Source organism: Streptosporangium sp. OZ121 (assembly GCF_051918885.1).
GTDB lineage: Bacteria > Actinomycetota > Actinomycetes > Streptosporangiales > Streptosporangiaceae > Streptosporangium.
The window spans coordinates 38,852-60,955 of sequence record NZ_JBPXMC010000021.1; the positions used below are offsets into that span (position 1 = coordinate 38,852).

At 71.2% G+C, this 22,104-nt stretch carries 22 protein-coding genes; 7 read left to right on the forward strand and 15 right to left on the reverse strand.

All coding sequences use genetic code 11. From position 1 onward, the window contains the following. Window positions 1–3: 3 nt before the first annotated feature. Together ACTOQ1_RS29915 and ACTOQ1_RS29920 are read left to right on the forward strand one after the other, a co-directional pair. On the forward strand, window positions 4–675 hold the full coding sequence (locus ACTOQ1_RS29915) for a DUF4097 family beta strand repeat-containing protein (protein WP_440071306.1): 672 nt from the start codon (window positions 4–6) through the stop codon (window positions 673–675). A 62-nt stretch (window positions 676–737) separates the two neighbouring features. Beyond that, window positions 738–1,847 carry a serine hydrolase domain-containing protein gene (locus ACTOQ1_RS29920; protein WP_440071307.1) on the forward strand — a complete coding sequence of 370 codons (1,110 nt, stop codon included), beginning with the start codon at window positions 738–740 and terminating at the stop codon, window positions 1,845–1,847. A 163-nt stretch (window positions 1,848–2,010) separates the two neighbouring features. On the opposite strand, the gene ACTOQ1_RS29925 is transcribed toward ACTOQ1_RS29920, so the two are convergent. Both ACTOQ1_RS29925 and ACTOQ1_RS29930 read right to left on the reverse strand, forming a co-directional pair. After that, window positions 2,011–2,880, reverse strand: coding sequence for an SDR family oxidoreductase (locus ACTOQ1_RS29925; protein WP_440071308.1), 870 nt, complete (start codon window positions 2,878–2,880; stop codon window positions 2,011–2,013). After that, window positions 2,877–4,112: an acyl-CoA dehydrogenase family protein gene (locus ACTOQ1_RS29930; protein WP_440071309.1), complete on the reverse strand. Its 1,236-nt coding sequence runs from the start codon at window positions 4,110–4,112 to the stop codon at window positions 2,877–2,879. Before ACTOQ1_RS29930 ends, ACTOQ1_RS29925 begins: the two co-directional genes overlap by 4 nt. Window positions 4,113–4,278: 166 nt before the next feature. On the opposite strand from ACTOQ1_RS29930, the gene ACTOQ1_RS29935 reads away from it, so the two are divergent. Further along, a complete protein-coding gene (locus ACTOQ1_RS29935) occupies window positions 4,279–5,025 on the forward strand; it encodes a TetR/AcrR family transcriptional regulator (RefSeq protein WP_440071310.1) in 747 nt (248 codons plus the stop codon). A 15-nt stretch (window positions 5,026–5,040) separates the two neighbouring features. Here ACTOQ1_RS29935 and ACTOQ1_RS29940 read toward each other — a convergent pair whose 3' ends face one another. The 6 genes from ACTOQ1_RS29940 to ACTOQ1_RS29965 form a co-directional block, all read right to left on the reverse strand. Continuing rightward, complete coding sequence (locus tag ACTOQ1_RS29940; RefSeq protein ID WP_440071311.1) at window positions 5,041–5,649, reverse strand: GTP-binding protein; 609 nt, start codon at window positions 5,647–5,649, stop codon at window positions 5,041–5,043. After that, the gene (locus tag ACTOQ1_RS29945) at window positions 5,630–5,956 is read right to left on the reverse strand and encodes a DUF742 domain-containing protein (protein ID WP_440071312.1); all 327 of its coding nucleotides are present in this window, start codon (window positions 5,954–5,956) and stop codon (window positions 5,630–5,632) included. Before ACTOQ1_RS29945 ends, ACTOQ1_RS29940 begins: the two co-directional genes overlap by 20 nt. A gap of 20 nt (window positions 5,957–5,976) precedes the next feature. Next, a complete protein-coding gene (locus ACTOQ1_RS29950) occupies window positions 5,977–6,402 on the reverse strand; it encodes a roadblock/LC7 domain-containing protein (protein WP_362695154.1) in 426 nt (141 codons plus the stop codon). Beyond that, a complete protein-coding gene (locus ACTOQ1_RS29955) occupies window positions 6,383–8,689 on the reverse strand; it encodes a sensor histidine kinase (RefSeq protein WP_440071313.1) in 2,307 nt (768 codons plus the stop codon). Before ACTOQ1_RS29955 ends, ACTOQ1_RS29950 begins: the two co-directional genes overlap by 20 nt. A 403-nt stretch (window positions 8,690–9,092) precedes the next feature. Then, window positions 9,093–10,478, reverse strand: coding sequence for an MFS transporter (locus ACTOQ1_RS29960; protein ID WP_440071314.1), 1,386 nt, complete (start codon window positions 10,476–10,478; stop codon window positions 9,093–9,095). Window positions 10,479–10,748: 270 nt separating this feature from the next. After that, window positions 10,749–11,561 carry a class I SAM-dependent methyltransferase gene (locus tag ACTOQ1_RS29965; RefSeq protein ID WP_440071315.1) on the reverse strand — a complete coding sequence of 271 codons (813 nt, stop codon included), beginning with the start codon at window positions 11,559–11,561 and terminating at the stop codon, window positions 10,749–10,751. Between the two features lie 155 nt (window positions 11,562–11,716). Between ACTOQ1_RS29965 and pcaD the strand changes: the two genes are divergently transcribed. From pcaD to ACTOQ1_RS29985, 4 genes are all read left to right on the forward strand, one after another. Next, window positions 11,717–12,457, forward strand: a complete 741-nt coding sequence (gene pcaD, locus ACTOQ1_RS29970) for a 3-oxoadipate enol-lactonase (protein ID WP_440071316.1) — start codon at window positions 11,717–11,719, stop codon at window positions 12,455–12,457. 62 nt (window positions 12,458–12,519) lie between these two features. Continuing rightward, window positions 12,520–14,253, forward strand: a complete 1,734-nt coding sequence (locus ACTOQ1_RS29975; protein ID WP_440071317.1) for a pyruvate dehydrogenase — start codon at window positions 12,520–12,522, stop codon at window positions 14,251–14,253. A gap of 80 nt (window positions 14,254–14,333) precedes the next feature. Continuing rightward, window positions 14,334–14,753 (forward strand): MmcQ/YjbR family DNA-binding protein, encoded by a 420-nt coding sequence (locus ACTOQ1_RS29980; protein ID WP_440071318.1) that lies wholly within the window; start codon window positions 14,334–14,336, stop codon window positions 14,751–14,753. Window positions 14,754–15,019: 266 nt separating this feature from the next. Then, window positions 15,020–15,787: a hypothetical protein gene (locus tag ACTOQ1_RS29985; RefSeq protein WP_440071319.1), complete on the forward strand. Its 768-nt coding sequence runs from the start codon at window positions 15,020–15,022 to the stop codon at window positions 15,785–15,787. 153 nt (window positions 15,788–15,940) lie between these two features. Here ACTOQ1_RS29985 and kynU read toward each other — a convergent pair whose 3' ends face one another. From kynU to ACTOQ1_RS30020, 7 genes are all read right to left on the reverse strand, one after another. Beyond that, entirely contained in the window at window positions 15,941–17,173 is a 1,233-nt protein-coding gene (gene kynU, locus ACTOQ1_RS29990) for a kynureninase (protein ID WP_440071320.1), read from the reverse strand. Window positions 17,174–17,250: 77 nt separating this feature from the next. Then, window positions 17,251–18,222 (reverse strand): amidohydrolase family protein, encoded by a 972-nt coding sequence (locus tag ACTOQ1_RS29995; RefSeq protein WP_440071321.1) that lies wholly within the window; start codon window positions 18,220–18,222, stop codon window positions 17,251–17,253. A 3-nt stretch (window positions 18,223–18,225) separates the two neighbouring features. Further along, window positions 18,226–18,741, reverse strand: coding sequence for a 3-hydroxyanthranilate 3,4-dioxygenase (locus ACTOQ1_RS30000; RefSeq protein WP_440071322.1), 516 nt, complete (start codon window positions 18,739–18,741; stop codon window positions 18,226–18,228). Beyond that, window positions 18,738–19,160 (reverse strand): RidA family protein, encoded by a 423-nt coding sequence (locus tag ACTOQ1_RS30005; RefSeq protein WP_440071323.1) that lies wholly within the window; start codon window positions 19,158–19,160, stop codon window positions 18,738–18,740. Before ACTOQ1_RS30005 ends, ACTOQ1_RS30000 begins: the two co-directional genes overlap by 4 nt. After that, on the reverse strand, window positions 19,157–19,996 hold the full coding sequence (locus ACTOQ1_RS30010; RefSeq protein WP_440071324.1) for a 2-keto-4-pentenoate hydratase: 840 nt from the start codon (window positions 19,994–19,996) through the stop codon (window positions 19,157–19,159). Before ACTOQ1_RS30010 ends, ACTOQ1_RS30005 begins: the two co-directional genes overlap by 4 nt. Further along, the gene (gene dmpG, locus ACTOQ1_RS30015; protein ID WP_440071325.1) at window positions 19,993–21,114 is read right to left on the reverse strand and encodes a 4-hydroxy-2-oxovalerate aldolase; all 1,122 of its coding nucleotides are present in this window, start codon (window positions 21,112–21,114) and stop codon (window positions 19,993–19,995) included. The genes ACTOQ1_RS30010 and dmpG overlap by 4 nt, the downstream gene beginning before the upstream one ends. Beyond that, complete coding sequence (locus tag ACTOQ1_RS30020) at window positions 21,111–22,103, reverse strand: acetaldehyde dehydrogenase (acetylating) (RefSeq protein WP_440071326.1); 993 nt, start codon at window positions 22,101–22,103, stop codon at window positions 21,111–21,113. The genes dmpG and ACTOQ1_RS30020 overlap by 4 nt, the downstream gene beginning before the upstream one ends. Window position 22,104 lies beyond the last annotated feature (1 nt).

Sequence of the window (22,104 nt, forward strand, 5' to 3'; positions counted from 1 at the left end):
ACGATGCGGAAGTTCGACACCCCCACGCCGGTGACCGCCGTCCTCGACATCCCCGCCGGCCGCATCCGGTTCATCGCCGCCGACCGGGCCGACACCGTGGTCGAGGTCCTCCCCGCGAACGCCTCGAAGAGCCGCGACGTGAAGGCGGCCGAGCGGACCGAGGTCGCGTACGGCGACGGCGTTCTGCGGATCAAGGCCCCGGAGGCGAAGAACCAACTCCTCGGCGCCTCCGGATCCGTCGAGGTCACGGTCCGGCTGCCCGCGGGCTCCCGCGTTGAGGCGAAGACGGCCAGCGCCGAGCTCCGGGGCGTCGGACGGCTCGGCGACGTCGTCTTCGAGGGCGCGCAGGGCCTGGTCAAGCTCGACGAGGCCGCGAGCGCCCGTCTCACCCTCCTCGCCGGCGACCTCTCGGTCGACCGTCTGGGCGGCCCCGCGGAGATCAGCACCCAGAAGGGCGACCTCCACGTCACCGAGGCCGTGCGCGGCACGGTCACGCTGCGCACCGAGGCCGGCGGGATCTACGTCGGCGCCGCCCGCGGGGTCTCCGCCACCCTGGACGCCGGCACCGCCTCCGGCCGGATCCACAACGCGCTCAGGAACACCGACGGCGCCGACGCCGCCCTGTCCATCCACGCGACCACCGCCTACGGCGACGTCACCGCTCGCAGCCTGTAAGAGGGCCGCCCCAGGCGCGGCCCCCCTGTCCGTTCAGTTCACTGCCGAAGGAGCACACCACCATGTCCGTCACCCTTACCGACCAGGACCGCCCGGAGCTGCGGAAGGTCATCGAGGAGATCGTCGATTCCGGTTTCACCGGGATGACGCTGCGCGTGCACGACGAGCGAGGCGCGTGGACCGGCAGCGCCGGGGTAGCCGAGCTGGGCGGGACCGACAGGCCGCCGATCGACGGGCACGTCCGTATCGGCAGCAACACCAAGACCTTCACCGCGGCCCTGGTGCTGCGACTGGTGGCCGAGGGCACGATCGGGCTGGACACCCCGGCGGCGGACTACCTGCCCGGGTTCGGGCTGGACGAGCGGATCACGGTGCGGATGCTGCTGCGGCACACCAGCGGCGTGTTCAACTTCACCGGCGAGTACTACGACGACGGGACGTACGTGCCGGGGATCCCCGCCACGACCGCGGGCCAGGAGTGGGTGGACAACAGGTTCAGGAGCTACCGGCCGCAGGAGCTGGTGGAACTGGCGTTGTCCAAGCCGGCGCGGTTCGAGCCGGGGACGGGCTGGAGCTATTCCAACACCAACTACGTGCTGTTGAGGCTGCTGATCGAGAAGGTCACCGGCCGCCCGGTCGCCGAGGAGATGCGGCGGCTGATCCTGGATCCGCTCGGGCTGTCGGGCACCACGGTGCCGACCGGCCGGCCGGAGATCCCCGAGCCGCACGCGCACGCCTACTACCGGTACGAGGAGGCCGGCGAGCGGAAGACGGTCGACGTCACCCGCCAGGACCCCTCCTGGATCTCCAGCGGCGGCGACATGATCTCGACCATCCAGGACCTGCACACGTTCTTCTCCGCGCTGCTGGGCGGCAGGCTCCTGCCGGCCCCGCTGCTGGCCGAGATGTGCGCCCCGCACCCGACGGGCATCCCGGACATGGACTACGGCCTGGGGGTGTTCGTACTGACCACGGAGGGCGGCACCGTCATCTCCCACAACGGGGGCATGGCCGGCCACGCGGCGCTGATGTACGGCACGCCAGGCGGCGGCAAGACCCTGGTCGCCGCGCTGAACTACGTCGACGACGCCGAGATGTCCCTGGGCGAGGCGTTCCAGAAGGCGACGCGAAGGCTCGTCGAGGAGGTGTTCGGCGGCGGGCAGGCCCGGTAGGCAGGGGCGAGCGGCGCGGACCCGCACGGGCCGAGCCGGCTCGCCCGCCCCGGCCGACGCCCGCCGGCGTGGACGACCAGGTCCACCCGGACCACGCGCCGCGGCGGGTCGCCGCCAGGAGCGCGGGCCGCCCCCGCGGCTCCCGGCACCCCGGAGAACCGGGTCAGGTTCGCGGGCCCGGGGCGCGGCGGAAGGCGAAGGGCTGGCTTTCCCTGCCCGGGATGACGAACCAGCACTCGCCGGTGCCGTCGCTGTCGAGCAGTTGGACGAAGGTGTCGACGACGGACGAGACGTCCAGGATCGGGAAGCCGAACTGCTCCAGCACCGCCTTGCCCTCGCCGAGGATCGCGGTGTCGGCGAACGACGGGCACAGGCCCTGCACCTTGATGCCGTGCGGCCGGAGGTCCTCGGCGAGCGAGCGGACGAGGCCGACGACGGCGTGCTTGTTGGCGGCGTAGACGGGGTCGGAGGGGATGCCGACGATGCCCGCCATGCTCGCGGTCGCCACGATCGTGCCACCGCCCGCCGCCCGCAGGGCCGGGATGGCGGCGTGCATCCCGAAGACGACGCCGTCGAGGTTGACGCCCATCGCCCGGCGGTAGCGCCGGACGTCGAAGTCCTCTCCCAGCCCGAAGCCCGTGGCGATGCCCGCGTTGAGGAAGGCGAGGTCGAGCCTGCCGTACCGCTCGACCGCGGTCGCCACCGCCGCCTCGCTGTCCTCCAGCCGCGACACGTCGCAGTGGACGTACGTCGCCCCCAGCTCGTCGGCGAGCTTCGCGCCCGCGACGTCGTCGATGTCGGCGAGGACGAGGCGGGCCCCACCCCCGGCCAGCCGCCGGGCCACGCCCGCGCCGATGCCGTTGCCGCCGCCGGTGACGAGGGCGACCTTGCCCTCCAGATCGTCACTGCGGACCGCGTTGAACGTCCCGGCCGTGCTTTCCCGGCTCTCCTGGGCCCCCTGGATCCCCAGCCCGCTGAGCAGCCCGCCCCCGCCGCCCTCTCCGGTGAACCCGCCTGTCTTCTCCGTACTCACAGCGGCAACCCTCCGGTGGCGGCGTTGGTCGAGCCCGTACTCCGGTACGCCGCGATCGTACGCTCGGCGATGCGCATCTGGTGAATCTCGTCGGCCCCGTCCGCGAAACGGGCCCAGCGGGCGTGCTGGAGCATCTTGGCCAGCGGGGTGTCGGTCGAGTAGCCGAGCGCGCCGTGCACCTGGATCGCCCGGTCGACGATCCGGTTGAGGCTGTTGGCCACGAAGTGCTTCGACATCGAGACCTCGGTCCTGAAGTCCTCGCCCCTGTCGATCTTCGAGGCGGCGTGCAGGACCATCAGCTTGCACTGGTACAGCTCCATGGCCGAGTCGGCGATCAGCCACTGGATGCCCTGCTTCTCGGCGAGCAGCGATCCGTGGCTGTAGCGGTTGAGCGCGCGGTCGACCATCATGTCGAGCGCCGTCTCGGCCTGGGAGATCCAGCGCATGCAGTGCGCCAGCCGCGCCGGGCCCAGGCGGTACTGGCCGAGCCGGTGGCCGTTGCCGCGCCCGCCGAGGATCTGACTGTCGTGCACCCGCAGGTCGGTGATGACGATCTCGCTGTGGCCGGTGGAGCCGTGCATCGTCTCGACCTCGCGGACGTCGTTCCACCCCTCCTGCGGGAGGTCGACGAGGAAGGCCGTGTTGCCGCCGCGCGAGCCCTCGGGCACGTCGAGCTCGGTCTTGGCGATGAGGATGGCGAAGCTCGACCGGCGGGCGTTGGAGATGAACCACTTGTGGCCGTTGATGACCCACTCCTCGCCGTCCTGGACGGCGTGGGTGCGGATGAGCGTGGGGTCGGAACCGGCCACCTCCGGCTCGGTCATCGCGAAGCACGACATCTTGTGGCCCTTGAGCAGCGGTTTGAGGTATTTCTCCTTCTGCTCGTCGGTCCCCCAGTGCAGCAGCGTGTGCATGTTGCCCTCGTCGGGCGCCGAGCAGTTGAGGACCCACGGCCCGAGCCGGGTCTTGGCCGCCTCCGACTGCACCATGGCCAGCTCGACGTGGCCGAGGCCCATGCCGCCCCACTCCTTGGGCATGTGCGGCAGCCACAGCCCCTCGGCCTGCGCCTTGCCGCGCAGCTCGAAGATGACGCGGATGTACTCGTCGCGCGAGGTCACCTTCTCCTCGTCGTCGAAGCCGCTGACGGCGGGGACGATGGTCTCCTGGACGAAGGCCCGTACCCGGCGGCGGATCTCCTCGTGCTCGGGGGCGAGGGTGAAGTCGATGGCCATGGGGTCCTCCCCTTAGCGGCGGCTGACAGGTCCTACGGGTCCGGAGGGCCGCCGGGCGGGTGTGCCGCGGCCTTGATGCGACTGCTTCATGATTTGATACACATGCATTATTACCCTAGCGACCGGTACGTTCACCGGCAAGGCATCGGCAAGGCAGGAGCACGGCATGCCCCCCAACCCGGAAGCGACCGGCAGGCGCCTGGTGGCGGCGGCCGAGCGGCTGTTCGCCGAGCGCGGGATCGACGGCGTGTCGCTCCGCGAGATCAACGGCGCCGCCGGGCAGCGCAACGCGACGGCGCTGCAGTACCACTTCGGGGACCGCGCGGGCCTGCTGGGCGCGGTGCTCGCCAAGCACCACCCTGAGATCGAGGCGCGCCGCCACCAGCTGCTCGACGAGTACGAGTCCCGGGGCGACCTGCCGGAGGCCGAGGCCCGCCGCACCCTCGCCGCCGCGCTGGTACGGCCGATGGCGGCCAAGCTGGCCGACCCCGACGGCGGCCGGCACTACCTGCGGATCATGGAGCAGCTCGTGCACCGCACGCCCCTCCCCGCCACGCGGAGCACGGACCCGGGGCAGAGCATCGACCGGTGGCGCGAGCTCGTGGCCCCGCTGCTGTCCGAGGTCGCGCTGCGCCGGCTGCACCAGCGCTTCATGGCGATCCGGATCACGTACGTGGAGCTGGCCCGCCGCGCCGCCGGACCCGAGGGCAAGGACGACCGGCTCTTCACCAGCCACCTGGTCGACGTCGTGTCGGCCGTGCTCGCCACCGAGGTCTCCGAGGAGACCGCGCGGCTCCTGGGAGAGCGCGACAGGAGGCGCGACGAGCGTGACAGGGAACGCGCCGGGAGCGCCGGGAAGGTCCCGCAAAACCCCGACGACCCCGAGGACCCGCCCCCCGGCACCGCCGGGTAGGACAGGGCTCGGGCGTCAGGCGCCCGCGTGAGCCGCCTGGAAGGCACCTCCCGCCGAGTAGGTGACCAGCGTGGTCAGCACTTCCTTGACCGAATCGCGCCTGCGCACGTCGCAGAGGACGATCGGGGCCACGCCGTCCAGGCCCAGCGCCCGCCGTACCTTGATCGGGTCGTGCCGCCGCGCGCCGTCGAAGCAGTTGACCGCCACGACGAACGGGAGCCCGCGCTGCTCGAAGTAGTCCACGGCGGGGAAGCAGTCCTGCAGGCGGCGGGTGTCGGCGAGCACGACCGCGCCGAGGGCGCCGACGGACAGCTCGTCCCACATGAACCAGAACCGGTCCTGGCCCGGGGTGCCGAACAGGTAGAGCCAGAGCCCGTCGCGGATGGTGATCCGGCCGAAGTCCAGCGCGACGGTCGTGGTGATCTTGGACTCCACGCCCGCGGTGTCGTCCACGTAGATGCCGCGCTCGCTCAGCAGTTCCTCGGTGTGCAAGGGCCTGATCTCGCTGATCGTGCCGACCATGGTCGTCTTGCCGACCCCGAAACCGCCGGCGACGAGGATCTTGATGGCCATGGCCGGGCTGTCTGCCGGGGCCGTCCCCGGCTCAGAGGCCGCGTATTCCATGCAGCACTTCCCTGTAGATGCGTTCGTCGATCGTCTTCCCCATCGGCCGGGGCCTGTCGATGGTGACCAGGCCCTCACGGCGCAGTTCGCTGAGGAGTACGCGGGTGATGTTGAGCGGCAGTTTGAGGTGCGCGGCGACGTCCGCCACGGGGGTGGGCCGGCGGCACGTGGACAGCACGTCGAGATGCTCGGGCACCAGCCCGACCGGCTCGACGGGCATCTCGACGGTCGTGACGATGGCCACCAGGTCGAAGCTCTCCCCGACCGGGCGCGCCCTGCCGCCGGTCACCCCGAAGAGCCTGATCAAAGGCCCGGGATCCTCTCCCGTCACGTCCTCGCACCATTCCAGGCGGGCGCCGGGGCAGCTCCCCTCGGCTGCGCGGACAGGTGCTCGCCGACGCGCTTGACCAGCAGCGCCATCTCGTAGGTCACCATGCCCAGTTCGGCGTCGCCCGCGGCCAGCACGGCCAGCCTGGCCCCCTGCCCCGCCGCGGTGACGAACAGGAAGCCGCCCTCCATCTCGATGATGGTCTGCCGCACGCCGCCGAGGCCGAAGTGCCGACCCGCGCCCAGCGCGAGGCTGTGGCTTCCCGCCGAGATGGCGGACAGATGCTCGGCGTCCTCCCGGGTCAGCTCCCGGGAGCCGCCCATCGCCAGGCCGTCGGCGGACAGCACGATGGCGTGCCGGATACCGGTGACCCGCTGGGTCAGGTCGTCGAGCAACCAGCTCAGTTCAGATCTGGGGTCGGGCATCGGAGTGGCCATCCTTTCGCTTCCACACGTCCAGTTCCTGCTCGGCCTGGCTGCGGCCCTGCTGCCAGCCTCGTTGCATGGACGACATGAGGTTTGAGAGCTCCTCGGGAGTGCGCGCGCTGATGTCGCGCTTCTCGGGGGAACGCGCCTGGCGGAGCTGGGGGGCCAGATTAGCCTGCCGTACCCGCATCGGCAGCCCGTCCAGGTCGTCGTCGGTGTCCGGTACGAACACGGCCCGCCGCACGGGCGTCGGGGGGGCCGGGTCGGGGGACGCCTCGCGCCGCTCCTGGGCGGGGAACCAGTTCTGCGTGGTCTCGGAGGCGTTGACCGTCACCTCGTCCTGCGCGCCGGAGAGTGCCTTGGGCCACTCCTCCGGTGTCGCGCTCAGCACCCGGACGGGCCCGCCCGCGTGCGCGCCTCCCTGCCGCGCCCGGTGCGGCGCGGCCTCCGCGGCCAGCGACGCGCAAGTGGCGAGCAGGTTCTGCGGCAGCAACACGATCGCGGTGGTGCCGTCGTACGGCGAGGGGCGCAGCACGACCTTGATCCCGTGCCGGGCGGCGAGCCTGGCCACGACGAACAGGCCGAGCCGGTCGCTGTCGGCCAGGTCGAACTCCGGCGGATCGGCGAGCTTGGCGTTGAGCTCGTCGAGGTTGGCCTTGCTCAGTCCCAGTCCCCGGTCCTCGACCTCCAGCGCGAAGCCGTTGGCCGCGACCATGCTCCGTACGTGCACCACGGTGTTCGGCGGCGAGAAGATGGTGGCGTTCTCCACCAGCTCGGCGATCAGATGGATCACGTCGGTGACCGCGGCGCCGACCAGCAGCGGCGCCTGCGGCATGGGAAGCACGGTGACGCGGGTGTAGTCCTCGACCTCCAGCACGGCGCTGCGCACCACGTCGAAGATCGGCACCGGGTCGCGCCACCTGCGGGCCGGGGCCGCGTCGGACAGGATGATCAGGTTCTCCGCGTGCCGCCGCATGCGGGTGGTCAGGTGGTCGATCTTGAAGAGACCCTCCAGGGTCTCCGGCTCCTCGACGCGGCGCTCCATCGTGTCGAGGAGCGTGAGCTGGCGGTGGAGCAGCGCCTGGTTGCGCCAGGCGAGGTTCAGGAAGACCTGGCCGACGCCCTTGCGGAGCGTCGCCTGGCCGACCGCGGCCTCCACCGCGGTACGCCGCACGGCGGAGAAGGCGTGCACGACGCGGTCGACCTCGGCGGTCTTCGCCGGGGCCAGCTCGGGGGCCTCGGTCGCCGGGTCCACGTCCTCGCCCCTGCGCAGCCGCTCGACCAGCCGGGGCAACCGCTCCTCGGCCAGTTCCACGGCCGAGGCCTGGAGCCGCTTCAGCTCGGAGATCAGGGAGCGGCCGAACCGGTAGGAGGCCATGATCGAGATGATGATCGCGAGCAGGCCCAGTCCCAGGATCAGCGCGACCCGCAGGTAGGCGTCGTTCCTGAGCGTTTCGCCCTTGGCCGCGGCGCGGGCCAGCTCCTGCACGCTCTGCTTGGCGACGGCGCCGATGACGGCCTCGGCGTCACGCTTCCACTCGGCGGCGTCCAGCGGAGGCTTGCCGATGAGGTTCCAGGAGAAGATCCTGTCCTCGTTGGCCTTGAATCGCAGGTAGGCCGGACTCTCGGTGAGAGTCTCGTACCCTGCCCGCAGGTCGGGCCCCATGTCCCGTTCCGCGTAGGCCAGGTGGTTTCTCCGGCTGGTCATCGCCGAGACGAAGGCCGCATGCTCGGCGGGCGTCATCTCGCCACGCTTCATCGCGGCGGTGAGCACGGCGTGCTCCCTGCTCGCGTACTCGCCGGCGGTGCTGTAGGCGCCCATGCCGCGGACGACGCGGAAGGACGACACCTCGGCGATCGCGTCGGAGTCGCCGAACTGCCGGTTGGCCACGCTGATGAACTCGTTGTAGCCGTCGGTGACCTGGATGGGTTTGATCGCACCGCTGTCGGCGAAGGTGCGCACCTGGATGAGCCCGTCCATGGCCGCCAGCAGCGCCCGCACGTCCGTCGGGGCGTTGTCGGGCTCGTAGGCCTCGGCGGACGTGATCGCCTGGCGCACCAGGTCCAGCTTGGTGTTCGTGACCCGCCGCTGCTCGGTGAGCGCCCTGCTGTGGGCGGTGGCGCCCGCCGCGTCGGCGGAGAACTGGCGCTCCCGCTGGATCTCGACGATCAGCTGCCGGATCGGCGCCCCGATCACCTGCCAGCGGTTCTGGGTCTGGGCGATGCCGGCGACCTGCGCGATGGTCGAGTAGGCGATGAACGCCCACAGGACGATCAACGAGAGCACGGGAAGGAGGAGGATCCGGAGGATCTTCCAGCGAATCGGAGGGGGGGAACTCATTCGACGTGTCCAATCCGCGGTTCCTGTGCGTGGCCGACAGCCGCGGGCGAGAAGTGCCCCGCGGTCGCACGCCGCGACTGGTGCGTGTGTGATTCGACACACTATGCCCATGGGACATATAGAGCTTCAAGCCACCGGAGCGAATATTGGGTATCAATGTTCGCGGTGAGCTGGGTGACCGCTTTCTCGTGAAAACCGGGGTTTTCGGCAATCACCCAGCTCACGCCGGGTGCCGTTCGCGAGCGGGCACCTCTCGCCCCTCGCCACGGATTGACATCGCTCCGTCACCATTCGCCGCCGGTCGGCGGTCGCCCATCCGGCGATGGGCGACCGGGCCGGCGGGCCGGGGTCAGCGGCGGGCGTCCTCGAGGACCCGCCGCGCGTCGCTCTCGAAGAAGCCGCGCGCGGACAGGGTGAGCAGGCCGCCGACCACCATGGGCACGATGAGGACGTACATGGCGGAGATGAGCGAGCCGGTGCCGTCGGAGGCGATGCCGACGACCAGCGGCCCGAACGCCGCGCCGGCGGTGATGAGGACCTGCAGGACGGCGAAGCCGAGGCCGCGGGAGGCCGCGCCGATCACGTCGGCGAGCGAGGCGGTCATGTTGGGGATGGCCATCGACGTCAGCACGCTGGAGGCCGTGAGCACGACGCAGAAGGCGGCCAGGGAGTCCATCGTGAGCGCGACGGCCAGGACGAGCGACCCTGCCGTGATGCCCCCGCCGCCCGCCAGGAGCCTGCCGCCCTTTCGGGTGCCGTGCCAGCGCCGGCCGAGCCACGAGCCGATCAGGGTTCCCGAGACCACGCCCACGATGGTCATGAGACCGCCCAGCGAACCCGCGGCGGCGGGGCCGATGCCGAAGTTGCGCACCAGCAGCGAGGGCAGCCAGTAGAAGATCCCGGCGAGGCCCAGGCTGAGCAGCATCAGGCCGATGGAGACCGCGAGCAGGGTGCGGATGGTGAGGACCTCGCGCAGCTGGCGGGCGAACGGCGGTTTGGGAGCGGGCGCCTCGGCGGTGGCGAGGCCGGAACCGGCGTCGAGGACGGTGCCGGAATCGGTGCCGGGACCGGCGGGGGCCGCGTTGGCGACGAGCCGGTCCAGGTCGCCCCTGACGGGCTCGTGGAGCCGCCACGCGAGGAGTGCGGTGAGCACGCCCGGCACGACCATGATCAGGAAAGCGCTGCGCCAGCCGAACGCCTCCGCGAGCACGCCGCCGAGCAGCGTGCCGATGCCTCCCAGGTAGGCGGTCACCCGGGTCCAGCCGTAGGCCTGGGCACGGGTGGCCGGGGGGTAGTAGTCGGCCAGGAGGCTGCCGGCGGCCGGATTGTCGATGCTCTCGGCGGCGGCGAGGAAGACGCGCATCGCGTAGAACATCGCGAAGCCGGTGGCCAGCCCCGAGCCGAGCGTGGCCAGGGCCCAGCAGAAGACGACGACGGCGATGATCCGGGTGCGGCTGCGCCGGTCGGCGAAGTACCCGGCGGGCAGCGCGACGAGCGCGGCCGCCAGGGCGGATGCGGTCGGTATGGAACCGGCGACGGTGTCGCTGAAGCCCCACTCGGCCTGGATGAGCGGCAGCACTCCGGACAGCAGGTTGAACTCGATGCGGTCGACCAGCCCGACGATGAAGAGCACGACCAGGGGGGCCCAGCCGTAGGGGGCACGAGACCCGGCGTCGACCTCTCCGTTGCGAGGCGCTCCGAGTTTCAGGCGTGGGGTGGTGGGCGTGTCGACCATGCGCCGGCCTTCCTGTAGCCAAAATCTAGAATCCGCTTCTAGAGCTTTGTTATGGAGGGTGGCACAGATCACAGCGCCGGTAAATGGCCGAAATACGAGATGTGAGATCGGACTCGCGCACGACCTCGGACTCGCACGACCTCGGACTCGCACGACCTCGGACTCGCACGACCTCGGGCTCACGCGGCCTCGGACTCACGCGGCCTCGGACTCACGCGGCCTCGGACTCGTCCGCGAGCCGCCCTCTGCCGTCACACGTCCGCGAGCCGCTCAGCCGTCGCCCGCCCTGCGGCCGAGGATGGAGTGGATCTCGAAGGAGGGGGCGCTGAAACCCGGAGCCGACATGACCTCCCGGACCTCCCGGAGCTGCCCGAGGGTCATCCCCGCCTCCACCAGGCGGTCCTCCAGGTGGTGGCTGTTGCTGATCAGGAGGCCGAGGCCGGCGGAACCGCGCTCCCACACCTCGGTCCAGCGGGTCTGGTCGATGTCGACCAGCCCCGCCGCCGCCATGTCCCGCGCGGCGGAGCCCCCCCAGGTCGGATCGCTGCCTGCCGCGCTCAGCACCCGGGCCATCGCCGTGACGTACGCCCCGTACACCTCCCCCTCCCGCCCGCCGGAGGTGGGCGGCGCCACCCAGCGGGTGATGTCGATCTCGTCGAGCTGCAGCCAGCCACCGGGCCGCAACGCGGCCCACAGGCGTCGCAGGACCTGGCGGCGCCGCGGCAGGTGGCTGAGCACGAGCCTGGCGTGGATCAGGTCGAACGCGGCCTCCGGCAGCGGGTCGGTGACGATGTCGTGGCGGGCCACGGTCAGCCCCGGCCTGGACGGGATCAGGCCCGGCTTGATGTCGGTCGCCAGTACGCGCCCGCCCGGCGCCACCCGATCGGCCAGCCAGAGGGCCACGCTGCCCCCGCCGGCCCCGACCTCCAGGCAGTTCCAGCCGGCGCCGACGCCGGTCAGGGCGAGACGCTCGAAGGTCAGCGGATCCAGCAGCCGAGCGAGATAGTGGTGCTGGTCGGACGAGTGGTCCCCGTCGTTGTCGAACACGTAGTCGGACGCGGTCGCTGAGTTCTGCCCGGTCATCTGGACCCTTCCATGAGCGGTTACCTCGCCGCATGGTAGGTAGGTCGCCACGGAAAGTGACAGGCCTCCGGCCGGACCTGGCCATCTTCTCTGGAGAACGTATCCTCCCGGCTACAGTATGTCCGAATAAAGAACTTATGTGCGTTAGGTGAACAGTGCTGTATCACGAGATCGAAGGACCCGCAGGCGGGCGGCCGGTCGTGCTGGCCGGATCGCTGGGCACCACGCTGGAGATGTGGGATCCGCAGATGGAGGCGCTGACCGGGCACTTCAGGGTCGTCCGCTTCGACCACCGGGGCCACGGGCGGTCCCCCGCGACCGGGAGGTGCTCGATCGCCGACCTGGCCGGTGACGTGCTCGACCTCCTCGACCTGCTGGAACTGCCGAGGGTCTCCCTCGCGGGGCTCTCGCTCGGCGGCATGGTCGGCATGTGGCTGGCCGCGCACGCGCCCGAGCGGATCGACCGGCTCGCGCTGCTGTGCACGTCGGCGAAGCTGGGCACCCCCGAGTCCTGGGCCGAGCGGGCGAGCGCGGTCCGCGAGGCGGGCACCGCGTCGATCGCCGAGACGGCCATGGCCCGGTGGTTCACCCCCGCCTTCACCGGGCGGGAACCGTACGCGGCGATGCTCGGCGGCATCTCCGCCGAGGGGTACGCCGCCTGCTGCGAGGCCGTCGGGGCCATGGACCTCCGCGCCGAGCTGCCCCTGATCTCGGCGCCCACGCTCGTGCTCGCCGGGGCCGACGACCCTGCCACGCCGCCCGAGCACGCGGAACGGATCTCCGAGGGGATCGCCGGCTCCCGGCTGGTCGTCCTGCCCGGAGCGGCCCACCTGGCGAACGTCGAGCGCCCGGAAGCGGTCTCCGAGCACCTCGTCGGGCACTTCCTCCAGGAGTGATCCGGAGTGATCCGGCGAAATACGGTGAGGTACCCCGGTGACGCCGGAAACAAGGGGGCACCATGGCGACCGTTGCCGAGCAGTTCATCGAGGTTCTCCGCCAGGCCGGGGTGGAACGGATCTACGGGGTGGTGGGTGACAGCCTGAACCCGGTGGTCGACGCCGTCAGGAAGGCCGGCGGCATCGAGTGGATCCACGTGCGCAACGAGGAGGCCGGGGCGTTCGCCGCCGCGGCCGAGGCACAGGTCACCGGGCGCCTGGCGGTCTGCGCGGGCAGCTGCGGGCCCGGCAACACCCACCTGCTCCAGGGTCTCTACGACGCCCACCGCAGCGGCGCCCCTGTGCTCGCGCTGGCCTCGCACATCCCCTCCTCGGAGATCGGCACGGGCTTCTTCCAGGAGACCCACCCCGAGCGCCTGTTCGTGGAGTGCAGCCACTTCTGCGACATGATCGGCACTCCCGAGCAGATGCCCCGGGTGCTCCGCATCGCCGTCCAGCAGGCGATCGGCCTCGGCGGCGTCTCGGTCGTGGTGCTTCCCGGCGACGTGGCGCACCTGCCCGCCGCCCGCCCCACCGGCGAGCACGACGTCCTGACCAGGACCGGCACGATCGTCCCCCACCCCGACCAGGTGGCCGAGCTGGCGGCGGCACTGAACCGCGCGGAGAAGGTGATGCTGTTCTGCGGCGCCGGGACGCGCCACGCCCGCGACGAGGTCATGGCGCTGGCCGGACGCGTCCTGGCCCCGGTCGGGCACGCGCTGCGCGGCAAGGAGTGGATCCAGTACGACAACCCGTACGACGTGGGGATGAGCGGGCTGCTCGGGTACGGCGCCTGCTACGAGGCGATGCACGAGGCCGACCTGGTGGTGCTGGCCGGGACCGACTTCCCCTACGACGACTTCCTGCCGGGCGCGCGTACGGTCCAGATCGACCACGACGCGGCGCGGCTGGGCCGCAGGACCCCGCTGGAGCTGGCCGTGCACGGCGACGTCGGCGCGACGATCCGCGCGGTGCTGCCCCATGTCGCCCAGAAGACGGACCGCCGCCATCTCGACAGGATGCTGGGCAAACACCTCAAGGCGCTGGAGAACGTCGTGGAGGCGTACACCCACGACATCGAGCACCACCTCCCGATCCACCCCGAGTACGTCGCGAACCTGGTGGACGAGCTGGCCGCCGACGACGCGGTGTTCACCGTGGACACCGGGATGTGCACCGTCTGGGCCGCCCGTTACATCAGCCCCGGCGAGCGCCGCCGGGTGATCGGCTCGTTCTGGCACGGGAGCATGGCCAACGCCCTCCCGCACGCCATCGGCGCCCAGTTCACCGACCGGCGCCGGCAGGTCGTCTCGCTCTCCGGGGACGGCGGGCTCGCCATGCTCCTGGGGGAGCTTCTCACCGTCCGGCTGCACGACCTGCCGGTGAAGACGGTGGTGTTCAACAACTCCTCTCTCGGCATGGTGAAGCTGGAGATGATGGTGGACGGGATGCCCGACTTCGGCACCGACCACGCTCCCGTCGACTACGCGGCGATCGCCGCCGCGGCCGGGATCAGGTCGTTGCGGGTCGAGGACCCCTCGGACGTACGGGAGGCCCTGGCCACGGCCTTCGCGACCCCCGGGCCCTTCCTCCTGGACGTGGTTACCGACCCGGACGTGCTGGCCATGCCGCCGAACATCAGCCGGGCGCAGGTGAAGGGGTTCGCCCTGGCCGCGGGCAAGATCGTGCTCAACGGCGGGGTCGGGCGCATGATCGAGATGGCGAAGGCGAACCTGCGGAGCATCCCGCGCCCCTGAACCGCACGGTCGCGGGCACCCGGGCCGGCCCGTGCCGGATCCGGCCGGAATCGTCGGTGCCGAGGTTCACAATGGGCGCCATGGACAACTGGCGTGAGGTCCGCGAGACGCTGCGCGAGTTCGCGCTGCGCCTGCCGGAATCCTACGAGGACCACCCCTGGGGCGACACGGTCGTCAAGGTCAACAAGAAGATCTTCCTCTTCCTCGGCGTCGACGAGCCGACCGAGAAGTGGAGCCCGAGCGTCGGAGTGAAGCTACCCGAGTCGAACGGCCACGCGCTCGCGGTCGAGGGCGCCAAACCGTCCGGCTACGGGCTGGGCAGAGCGGGGTGGGTGTCGATCCCCCTGACGGGTTCCGGCGCGCTCCCGGAGACCGAGATGCTCCTCGACTGGGTCGAGGAGAGCTACCGCGCCGTCGCTCCCAAGAGGCTCGTCGCCAGGCTCGACGCGCCCTCTCAGCCCGGCGACGAGTCGGCGCGCACCGGCGGGCAACCACTCTAGCCCCCTTCCCTCCGCCTTTCCCTATTCAGTGGACGGGGTCTCGGCGTGTCACCACATGGCCCTCAATCGCGACTGTAAGCATCATCACTGTCACGCTGAGTGGCTCGGCGTACCGGCAAAAGCCGTATTCCGGTCAGCGGATTGGTCGCGGCCACGGACCACGTCTCGAAGGGAATGGTGTCTCCATGCTCACTCCCACCCCTGGAACAAGTACCGCGACCACGCGTGAACGGCGGAAGGGACGCCGGCCGGCGAAAAGGCCGGCGATGCTGGCCCTGGCCGGATCCCTCTCCGTGACCCTCATGGCCCCCGCGTCCCCCGCCTTCCCCTCACCCGCCACCGCGTCCGCGCTCAGCGCCCCGCCACCCGAGCCGGACTCGTCCGCCAAGGACTCGGACTCGTCCATCAAGTCGACCAGCACCTCCACCACCACCTCGTCCCCCAACGACACCGACACCGACACAGCCACCGCCGACGACGACGCCCTGGACGACCTCGACACCGCCGACGCCCTCGACGACGGAGACGACGACACCCGCCACACGCTCGCGGAGCAGGCGCGCAAGAAATGCAAGCCGAGGTCCTTCTTCAGATTCCACTCCTTCAGGCCGAGGAACTTCTTCGTTCCCCGTACGCGCTTCATCGACGGCCCCGGCGGCACGATGACGGTTTCGGTCACCCGGCAGCACCGCGTGTACGCCGAGATGGAAATCGAGAGGGAAAGATATGACTTGATCACTACGGGCGATCTGATCCGCCAGTTGCGGAACATGGTGAACCCGCTGCTCGCCGAGGAGTACATCGTCGAGACCGGGCACGAATACGAGCAAGAGATCACCGACGGCAAGTACGGAAACATGTGGTACCGCGTTTTCGGCTACCGGGTGGGCTTCTCCGCGTGGCGACAGCTCTACACCTGCCGGGTGCGTAAGGTCACCACCGGGGTGGCCAACGTCCCCGCGCGGGTGGAGGGCTGGAGATACTGGGAGACCGACCACCCGATGTACAAGGGACGCCGGCTGAGCAGGCGCTGAGGCCCGCCTCCCTCAGCCGGCGCCCGCTCTCTCCCGGTCAGGACGCCTTTCCCCCCGGCGGGATCCCCTTTTCTCGGGTGACGGTGAACCCAGGTGACGGTGAACCCAGGTGACGGTGAACCCAGGTGACGGTGATCTCAGGTGACGGTGATCTCAGGTGACGGTGAGGCGGTGGTTGTAGCGGTCGTCGCGCCAGTGTTCCTTCTCCAGCACCTCGGTCAGGATCACGGCAGCGTCGTAGGCGTCCGCGAAACGGATGTAGAGCGGCGCGAACCCGAACCTGAGGACGTCCGGGGCCCGGAAGTCGCCGTGGACGCCGCGGTCGATCAGGGCGCGCATGACCGGGTAGCCGTCGGGGTGACCGAAGCTGACCTGGCTGCCCCTGCGCTCCGGGTCGCGGGGCGAGACCAGCTCCAGCCCGTACGGCGCGCAGAGCTCCTCGACGAGCTCGATGAAGATCGAGCCCAGCGCCACGCTCTTGGCCCGTACGGCGGCCAGGTCGACGCGCTCCCAGATGTCGAGCGAGGCGTTGAGCGAGGCGAAGGACATCACGTGCGGGGTGCTCACGGTGAAGCGCCGGATGCCGTCGGCGGGGCGGAAGCCGGGCTCGAACGCGAACGGCGCCGCGTGGCCGTGCCAGCCGGTCAGCATGGGCCGCGCCTCGGCCTGGTGGCGCGGGTGGACGTAGACGAAGGCCGGGGATCCCGGGCCGCCGTTCAGATACTTGTAGGTGCAGCCGACCGCGAAGTCGGCCGTAGAGACGTCCACCTGGTAGGCGCCGGCGCTGTGGCACAGGTCCCAGATCATCAGCGCGCCCGCCGCCTGGACCAGCGCGGTGACCGAGGCCGTGTCGTGGCGGGCCCCGGTCCGGTAGTCCACCTCCGACAGCAGCACGCACGCGACCTCGTCGGAGAGGGCGCCGGCGAGGTCGTCGACGCCGGTGACGTCGCGGATCTCGTAGCCGCCCAGCGCCTCGGCCAGCCCCTCGACCACGTAGCGGTCGGTGGGGAAGTTGGCCAGGTCCGAGATGACGACCCGGCGCCCGGGGCGCAGCCCCAGGGCGGCGGACACGGCCTTGACGATGGAGATCGAGGTGCTGTCGCCCACCGCCACCTGGCCGGGGCCCGCGCCGATCAGCGGGGCGAGCCGGTCTCCCGTGGTCAGCGGCAGGTCGAACCAGCCGGAGGTGTTCCAGGCGCCGACCAGGCGGCCTCCCCACTCCTGCTCCACGGTCCGCGTCACCGCGGCCGTCGCGGTCTTCGGCGGGGCACCGAGGGAGTTGCCGACCAGGTAGATCGTCCCGTCGGGCAGGACGAACTCGTCCCTGATGTGCTTGAGGGGGTCGGCGGCGTCGAGCGCGACGCACTCCGCACGGCTGATGGCCACGAATCGTCTCCCGGTTAGGCGCCTGGCAACCCTCCCATAATGCCGTCAATGTCAGATTTCATGGCATTCCGCCCCGATTAACGGCCGAGGAAACGAGTGGCGTTGCCGCCGAGCAGCTTGACGCGGGCGGTGTCGGAGAGGAACCCCGCCCGGCGGATCAGCGAGCCCACCGGCGACTCGCCCAGCGGGTAGGGGAAGTCGGAGCCGAGCATCACCCCGTCCTCTCCCATCGTGTCGACCAGCAGCCGCAGCGCCCGCTCGTCGAACACGACCGAGTCCACGCTGAACCGGCCGAGATAGTGCGACGGGGGGAACTCCGAGACCCCGACCAGGTCGTTGCGGCGGTGCCAGGCGTTCTCGAACCGGCCGAGCCAGAAGGCGAACGAGCCGCCGCCGTGCGCGAAGCACAGGCGCAGCGTCTCCGGCACCCGGTCGAGGACTCCGCCCAGGATCAGGGCCAGCACCGACAGGTGCGTCTCGGCCGGCATGCCGACCAGCCACCGCGCCATCCAGCGCTCCAGCCGGGGACCGCCCGCCATGTCCCAGGGGTGGACGAAGACGGGCGCGCCCACCGAGGCGCAGTGCTGGAGGAACTGGACGATCCCCTCGTCGTCGAGGTCGCGGTCGCCGACGTGGTTGCCGATCTCGACGCCCGCGTGCCCGGCGGCCAGGCACCGGTCCAGCTCGGCGCAGGCCAGGTCGGGGTCCTGGAGCGGCACCTGGCAGAACGGCACCAGCCGCTCGGAGGCGCAGATCTCCAGCGCCAGGTCGTTGAACACCCTCGCGACCCGCACGGCCTCGGCCGCCGGGCGCTCGTAGGAGAAGAAGACCGGCGTCGGCGAGACGACCTGGACGTCCACCCCGTCGGCGTCCATCCGCTCCAGGCGGACCGAGGGACTCCAGCAGTCGTCGGCGATCCGGCGGAACTCTCGGTCCCCGAGCAGGATCACGGCCTCCCGCTCGGAGTCGATCCTGAGCCGGGGCGCCCCCGGCCAGCCGAGCTCCGGCCAGCCCCTGGGGACGTGGTGCGTGTGGACGTCGATGATCAACGACTATCCCTTGCCGGGGTGGACGGTGCCGCAGTTCTCGCAGGTGCGCGCCTTCTCGTCGTCGTAGAACGCCTGGAAGATCGGCGGCAGGTCGGTCACGATGTCGCGGACCTGGAGCTCGACCTCGTGGACCACGCCACTGCACTCCGGGCAGTACCAGAGGAACCGCTCCAGCACGCCCTCCGGCCTGATCCGCTCCACCACCAGGCCGACCGACCCCTCCTCGGGGCGCTGCGGCGAGTGCGGCGTGTTCGCCGGGAGCAGCCACATCTGGCCCTCGCGCACGTGCACGGTCTCCGGCCCCTCGGGGGTCATCACGTTGACGTGCATGTTGCCGCGGATCTGGTAGAAGAGCTCCTCGTACGGGTCGATGTGGAAGTCGGTCCGCGCGTTCGGGCCGCCGACGACCATGACGATGAAGTCGCCGGCGCCCTCGAAGACCATCTTGTTGCCCACCGGTGGCTTGAGCAGGTGGGCGTGCTCGTCGATCCACGTGGTGAGGTCGATGGGCGGGATCACGGGCGCTCCTCCGGTCGGTGTGCCACGGCCTGAATCTCGATGAGCAGGTGCGGGTGGGGCAGTTGGTGGACGGCCACGGTGGTGCGCGCCGGGCCGGTCTCGTCGAAGTACTCCGCGTAGACCGCGTTGTACCCGCCGAAGTCGTTGATGTTCACCAGGTAGGTGGTGATCTGCACGAGATCGCTCAGGTCGGCCCCGGCCGCCCGGAGGATGTCGCCGATGTTCTCTATCACGGCCCTGGTCTGCTCGGCGATGTCGAGCGCCACCGTGCCGAACTCGTCGGCCTCGGCTCCGGCGATCGTGTTGTCGGGCCTGCGCGAGCTGGTCCCGGACACGTACAGGAAGTCTCCCGCCCGTTTGACGTGCGGGAACCTGCCCCGCGGCGTGGCCTTCCCCGCGATGACGAGCCCGTCGCTCATGATCCCTCCCCCGAAATCCTCGAAGTCCCTGGAGCCCCCGAAGCCCCCGAGGTCCCCGGAACCTCAGGAGCGGGTTCCGGTGCGGAGGCGGTGAACGAGACCGAGCCCAGGTGCTGGATCTCGGCCCGCACCCGCGCGCCGGGCCTGAGCGGCTCGGCCGGCGTGGCGGCACCGGCGAGGAGGACCCAGCCCGGCTCCAGGACCGTCCCCGCCCGGAGAGCCAGGCGCGCGGCCTCCGCGAGGGCCCGGCGCGGGTCGCCCAGGATCGCGCCGGTCGACCCGGCGTGGACCACGCGCCCGTCGATCTCCAGGACGACGCCCAGGTTCCAGCGCGACGAGTCGTACGGCTGCCAGGGGCCGACGGCGTACCCGGCGGCCGAGGTGTTGTCGGCGATCACGTCGGGCAGCGAGAACCTGAAGTCCTCGTAGCGCGAGTCGATGACCTCGACGCCGGTCGCGACGGCCGCGATGGCGCCCGGCGCGAGCGCGTCGCCCGGCGACGCGATGCGCCGCCCGACGAGGTAGACGACCTCCGGCTCCACCCTCGGATGGATGTATCTCGACATATCGGCATACGAGCCGTCGAGGATGGCCGACGACTCCGGAACCCGGCCGAAGATGACGTCGCGCACGCCCATCTGGCGGCGCTTGCCCTCGCTGGTGAAGCCCAGCTTCACCCCGGCGAGCCGGTCCCCCCGCTCCAGGCGGAGCCGGATCAGTTCCTCCTGGACCCGGTAGGCGTCGGCCACGCCGTAGTCCTGCTCGGGCCTCGGCACCGCGCGACCGGTGCGGGCGGCCTCATCCAGGACGGCGGCGAGCTTGTGGAGGTCGGTCATGACCGCTCCCCCTCTCGCGCCAGGCCCGGTCGCTCCCCCGCCCCCGCCAGGTCCGGTCGCGCCTCCGCCCGTGCCAGGTCCGGCTGCTCCCCTGCCCGTGCCAGGTCCGGCTGCTTCCCCGCCCCCGCCAGGTCCAGCGCGATGTCCACGATCATGTCCTCCTGGCCGCCCACCATCCGGCGGCGGCCCGCCTCGGTCAGGATGGTCCGGGTGTCGACCCCGTACCGCGCCGAGGCCGCCTCGGCGTGCCGCAGGAAGCTGGAGTAGACCCCCGCGTAGCCGAGCGTCAGCGTCTCCCTGTCCACCCGGACCGGCCGGTCCTGCAGCGGCCTGACCAGGTCGTCGGCCGCGTCCATCAGGGCGTGCAGGTCGCAGCCGTGCTCCCAGCCCATCAGGTCGGCCACCGCGGCGAACACCTCGATCGGGCAGTTGCCCGCGCCCGCGCCCATCCCGGCGAGGGAGGCGTCCACCCGGTAGGTGCCGTTCTCCACCGCGACGACCGAGTTGGCCACGCCCAGACCCAGGTTGTGGTGGGCGTGGATGCCGATCTCCGTACCCTCGCCGAGCACCGAGCGGTAGGCCCTGACCCGCTCCCTCACCCCGTCCATGGTCAACCGGCCGCCGGAGTCGGTCACGTAGACGCAGTGGGCGCCGTACGACTCCATGAGCGCGGCCTGCCGGGCCAGTTCCTCGGCCGGAGCCATGTGGGACATCATCAGGAACCCGGCCACGTCCATCCCGAGCTCGCGCGCGGTGGAGATGTGCTGGGCGGAGATGTCGGCCTCGGTGCAGTGGGTGGCGACCCTGACCGAGGTGACGCCGAGGGCGTGGGCGCGCCTGAGGTCGTGGATGGTGCCGATGCCGGGCAGCAGCAGGGTGGTCAGTCTCGCCCGCCGCACGACCCCGGCGACCGCCTCGATCCACTCGTCGTCGGTGTGCGCTCCCGCGCCGTAGTTGAAACTGCCCCCGGCGAGACCGTCGCCGTGCGCGATCTCGATGGCCGCCACCCCGGCGGCGTCGAGGGCCGCGGCGATCTCGGCGGCCTGGGCGGCGGTGTAGCGGTGCCGGACGGCGTGCATGCCGTCCCGCAGTGTCACGTCCTGCATGTACAGCCTCACGCGCCCACCTCCGCGTCCGTACGGGCGGCCCGGCCCGTACGGTCCCGGTCTTCCGCACGGCCCGCGTCCGCGGCCCGGTCCGGCGGCTCGGCCAGACGCTCGGCCGTGCGCAGCGCGGCGGAGGTCATGATGTCGAGGTTGCCCGCGTAGGCGGGCAGGTAGTGGGCGGCGCCCTCCACCTCCAGGAAGACGGTCACCTTGACGCCGCCGTCGCGGGTGCCGTCGGGCAGCGGTTCCCCGGCCGGGATCGTCTCGAACTGCACGTCCTGCTTGAGCCGGTAGCCGGGCACGTAGTCGTTGACCCGCGCCACCATCTCCAGCACGGCGCCCGCCACCTCCGCCACGGTCGTCTCGTCGCACTCGTCCACCAGGCAGTAGACCGTGTCACGCATGATCAGCGGCGGCTCGGCCGGGTTGAGGACGATGATCGCCTTGCCCCTCGCCGCCCCGCCGACCCGCTCGATCGCCCGGGAGGTCGTCTCGGTGAACTCGTCGATGTTGGCCCGGGTGCCGGGCCCCGCCGACCGGGAGGAGATCGAGGCGACGATCTCCGCGTACCGGACGGGCACCCTCGAGGCGACCGCCGCGACGATCGGGATGGTGGCCTGCCCGCCGCAGGTGACCATGTTGAGGTTCCGCTCGGCGAGGTGGGCGTCCAGGTTGACCGGGGGCACCACGTAGGGGCCGACGGCGGCGGGGGTGAGGTCGATGACGCGCTTGCCGTGCGCCCGGAGCACCCGGTCGTTGTGCCGGTGCGCGCCCGCGGAGGTCGCGTCGAGGACGAGGTCCACCTCGGCGAACCCGGGCAGCGCGACCAGACCCTCCACGCCCTCGTGGGTGGTGGCGATCCCCCTGCGGCGGGCGCGGGCCAGGCCGTCGGAGTCGGGGTCGATGCCCGCCATCGCGACGACCTCGACCTTCTCCGACAGCAGTGCCTTGAACATCAGGTCGGTGCCGATGTTCCCCGAACCGATGATGGCGATTTTCACG

Coding starts and splice junctions, on each gene's coding strand:
- ACTOQ1_RS29915 (WP_440071306.1), top strand. CDS start 4: ATGCGGAAGTTCGACACCCCCACGCCGGTGACCGCCGTCCTCGACATC.
- ACTOQ1_RS29920 (WP_440071307.1), top strand. CDS start 738: ATGTCCGTCACCCTTACCGACCAGGACCGCCCGGAGCTGCGGAAGGTC.
- ACTOQ1_RS29930 (WP_440071309.1), bottom strand. CDS start 4,112: ATGGCCATCGACTTCACCCTCGCCCCCGAGCACGAGGAGATCCGCCGC.
- ACTOQ1_RS29935 (WP_440071310.1), top strand. CDS start 4,279: ATGCCCCCCAACCCGGAAGCGACCGGCAGGCGCCTGGTGGCGGCGGCC.
- ACTOQ1_RS29940 (WP_440071311.1), bottom strand. CDS start 5,649: ATGGAATACGCGGCCTCTGAGCCGGGGACGGCCCCGGCAGACAGCCCG.
- ACTOQ1_RS29950 (WP_362695154.1), bottom strand. CDS start 6,402: ATGCCCGACCCCAGATCTGAACTGAGCTGGTTGCTCGACGACCTGACC.
- ACTOQ1_RS29960 (WP_440071314.1), bottom strand. CDS start 10,478: ATGGTCGACACGCCCACCACCCCACGCCTGAAACTCGGAGCGCCTCGC.
- ACTOQ1_RS29965 (WP_440071315.1), bottom strand. CDS start 11,561: ATGACCGGGCAGAACTCAGCGACCGCGTCCGACTACGTGTTCGACAAC.
- ACTOQ1_RS29975 (WP_440071317.1), top strand. CDS start 12,520: ATGGCGACCGTTGCCGAGCAGTTCATCGAGGTTCTCCGCCAGGCCGGG.
- ACTOQ1_RS29980 (WP_440071318.1), top strand. CDS start 14,334: ATGGACAACTGGCGTGAGGTCCGCGAGACGCTGCGCGAGTTCGCGCTG.
- ACTOQ1_RS29985 (WP_440071319.1), top strand. CDS start 15,020: ATGCTGGCCCTGGCCGGATCCCTCTCCGTGACCCTCATGGCCCCCGCG.
- ACTOQ1_RS30005 (WP_440071323.1), bottom strand. CDS start 19,160: ATGAGCGACGGGCTCGTCATCGCGGGGAAGGCCACGCCGCGGGGCAGG.
- ACTOQ1_RS30010 (WP_440071324.1), bottom strand. CDS start 19,996: ATGACCGACCTCCACAAGCTCGCCGCCGTCCTGGATGAGGCCGCCCGC.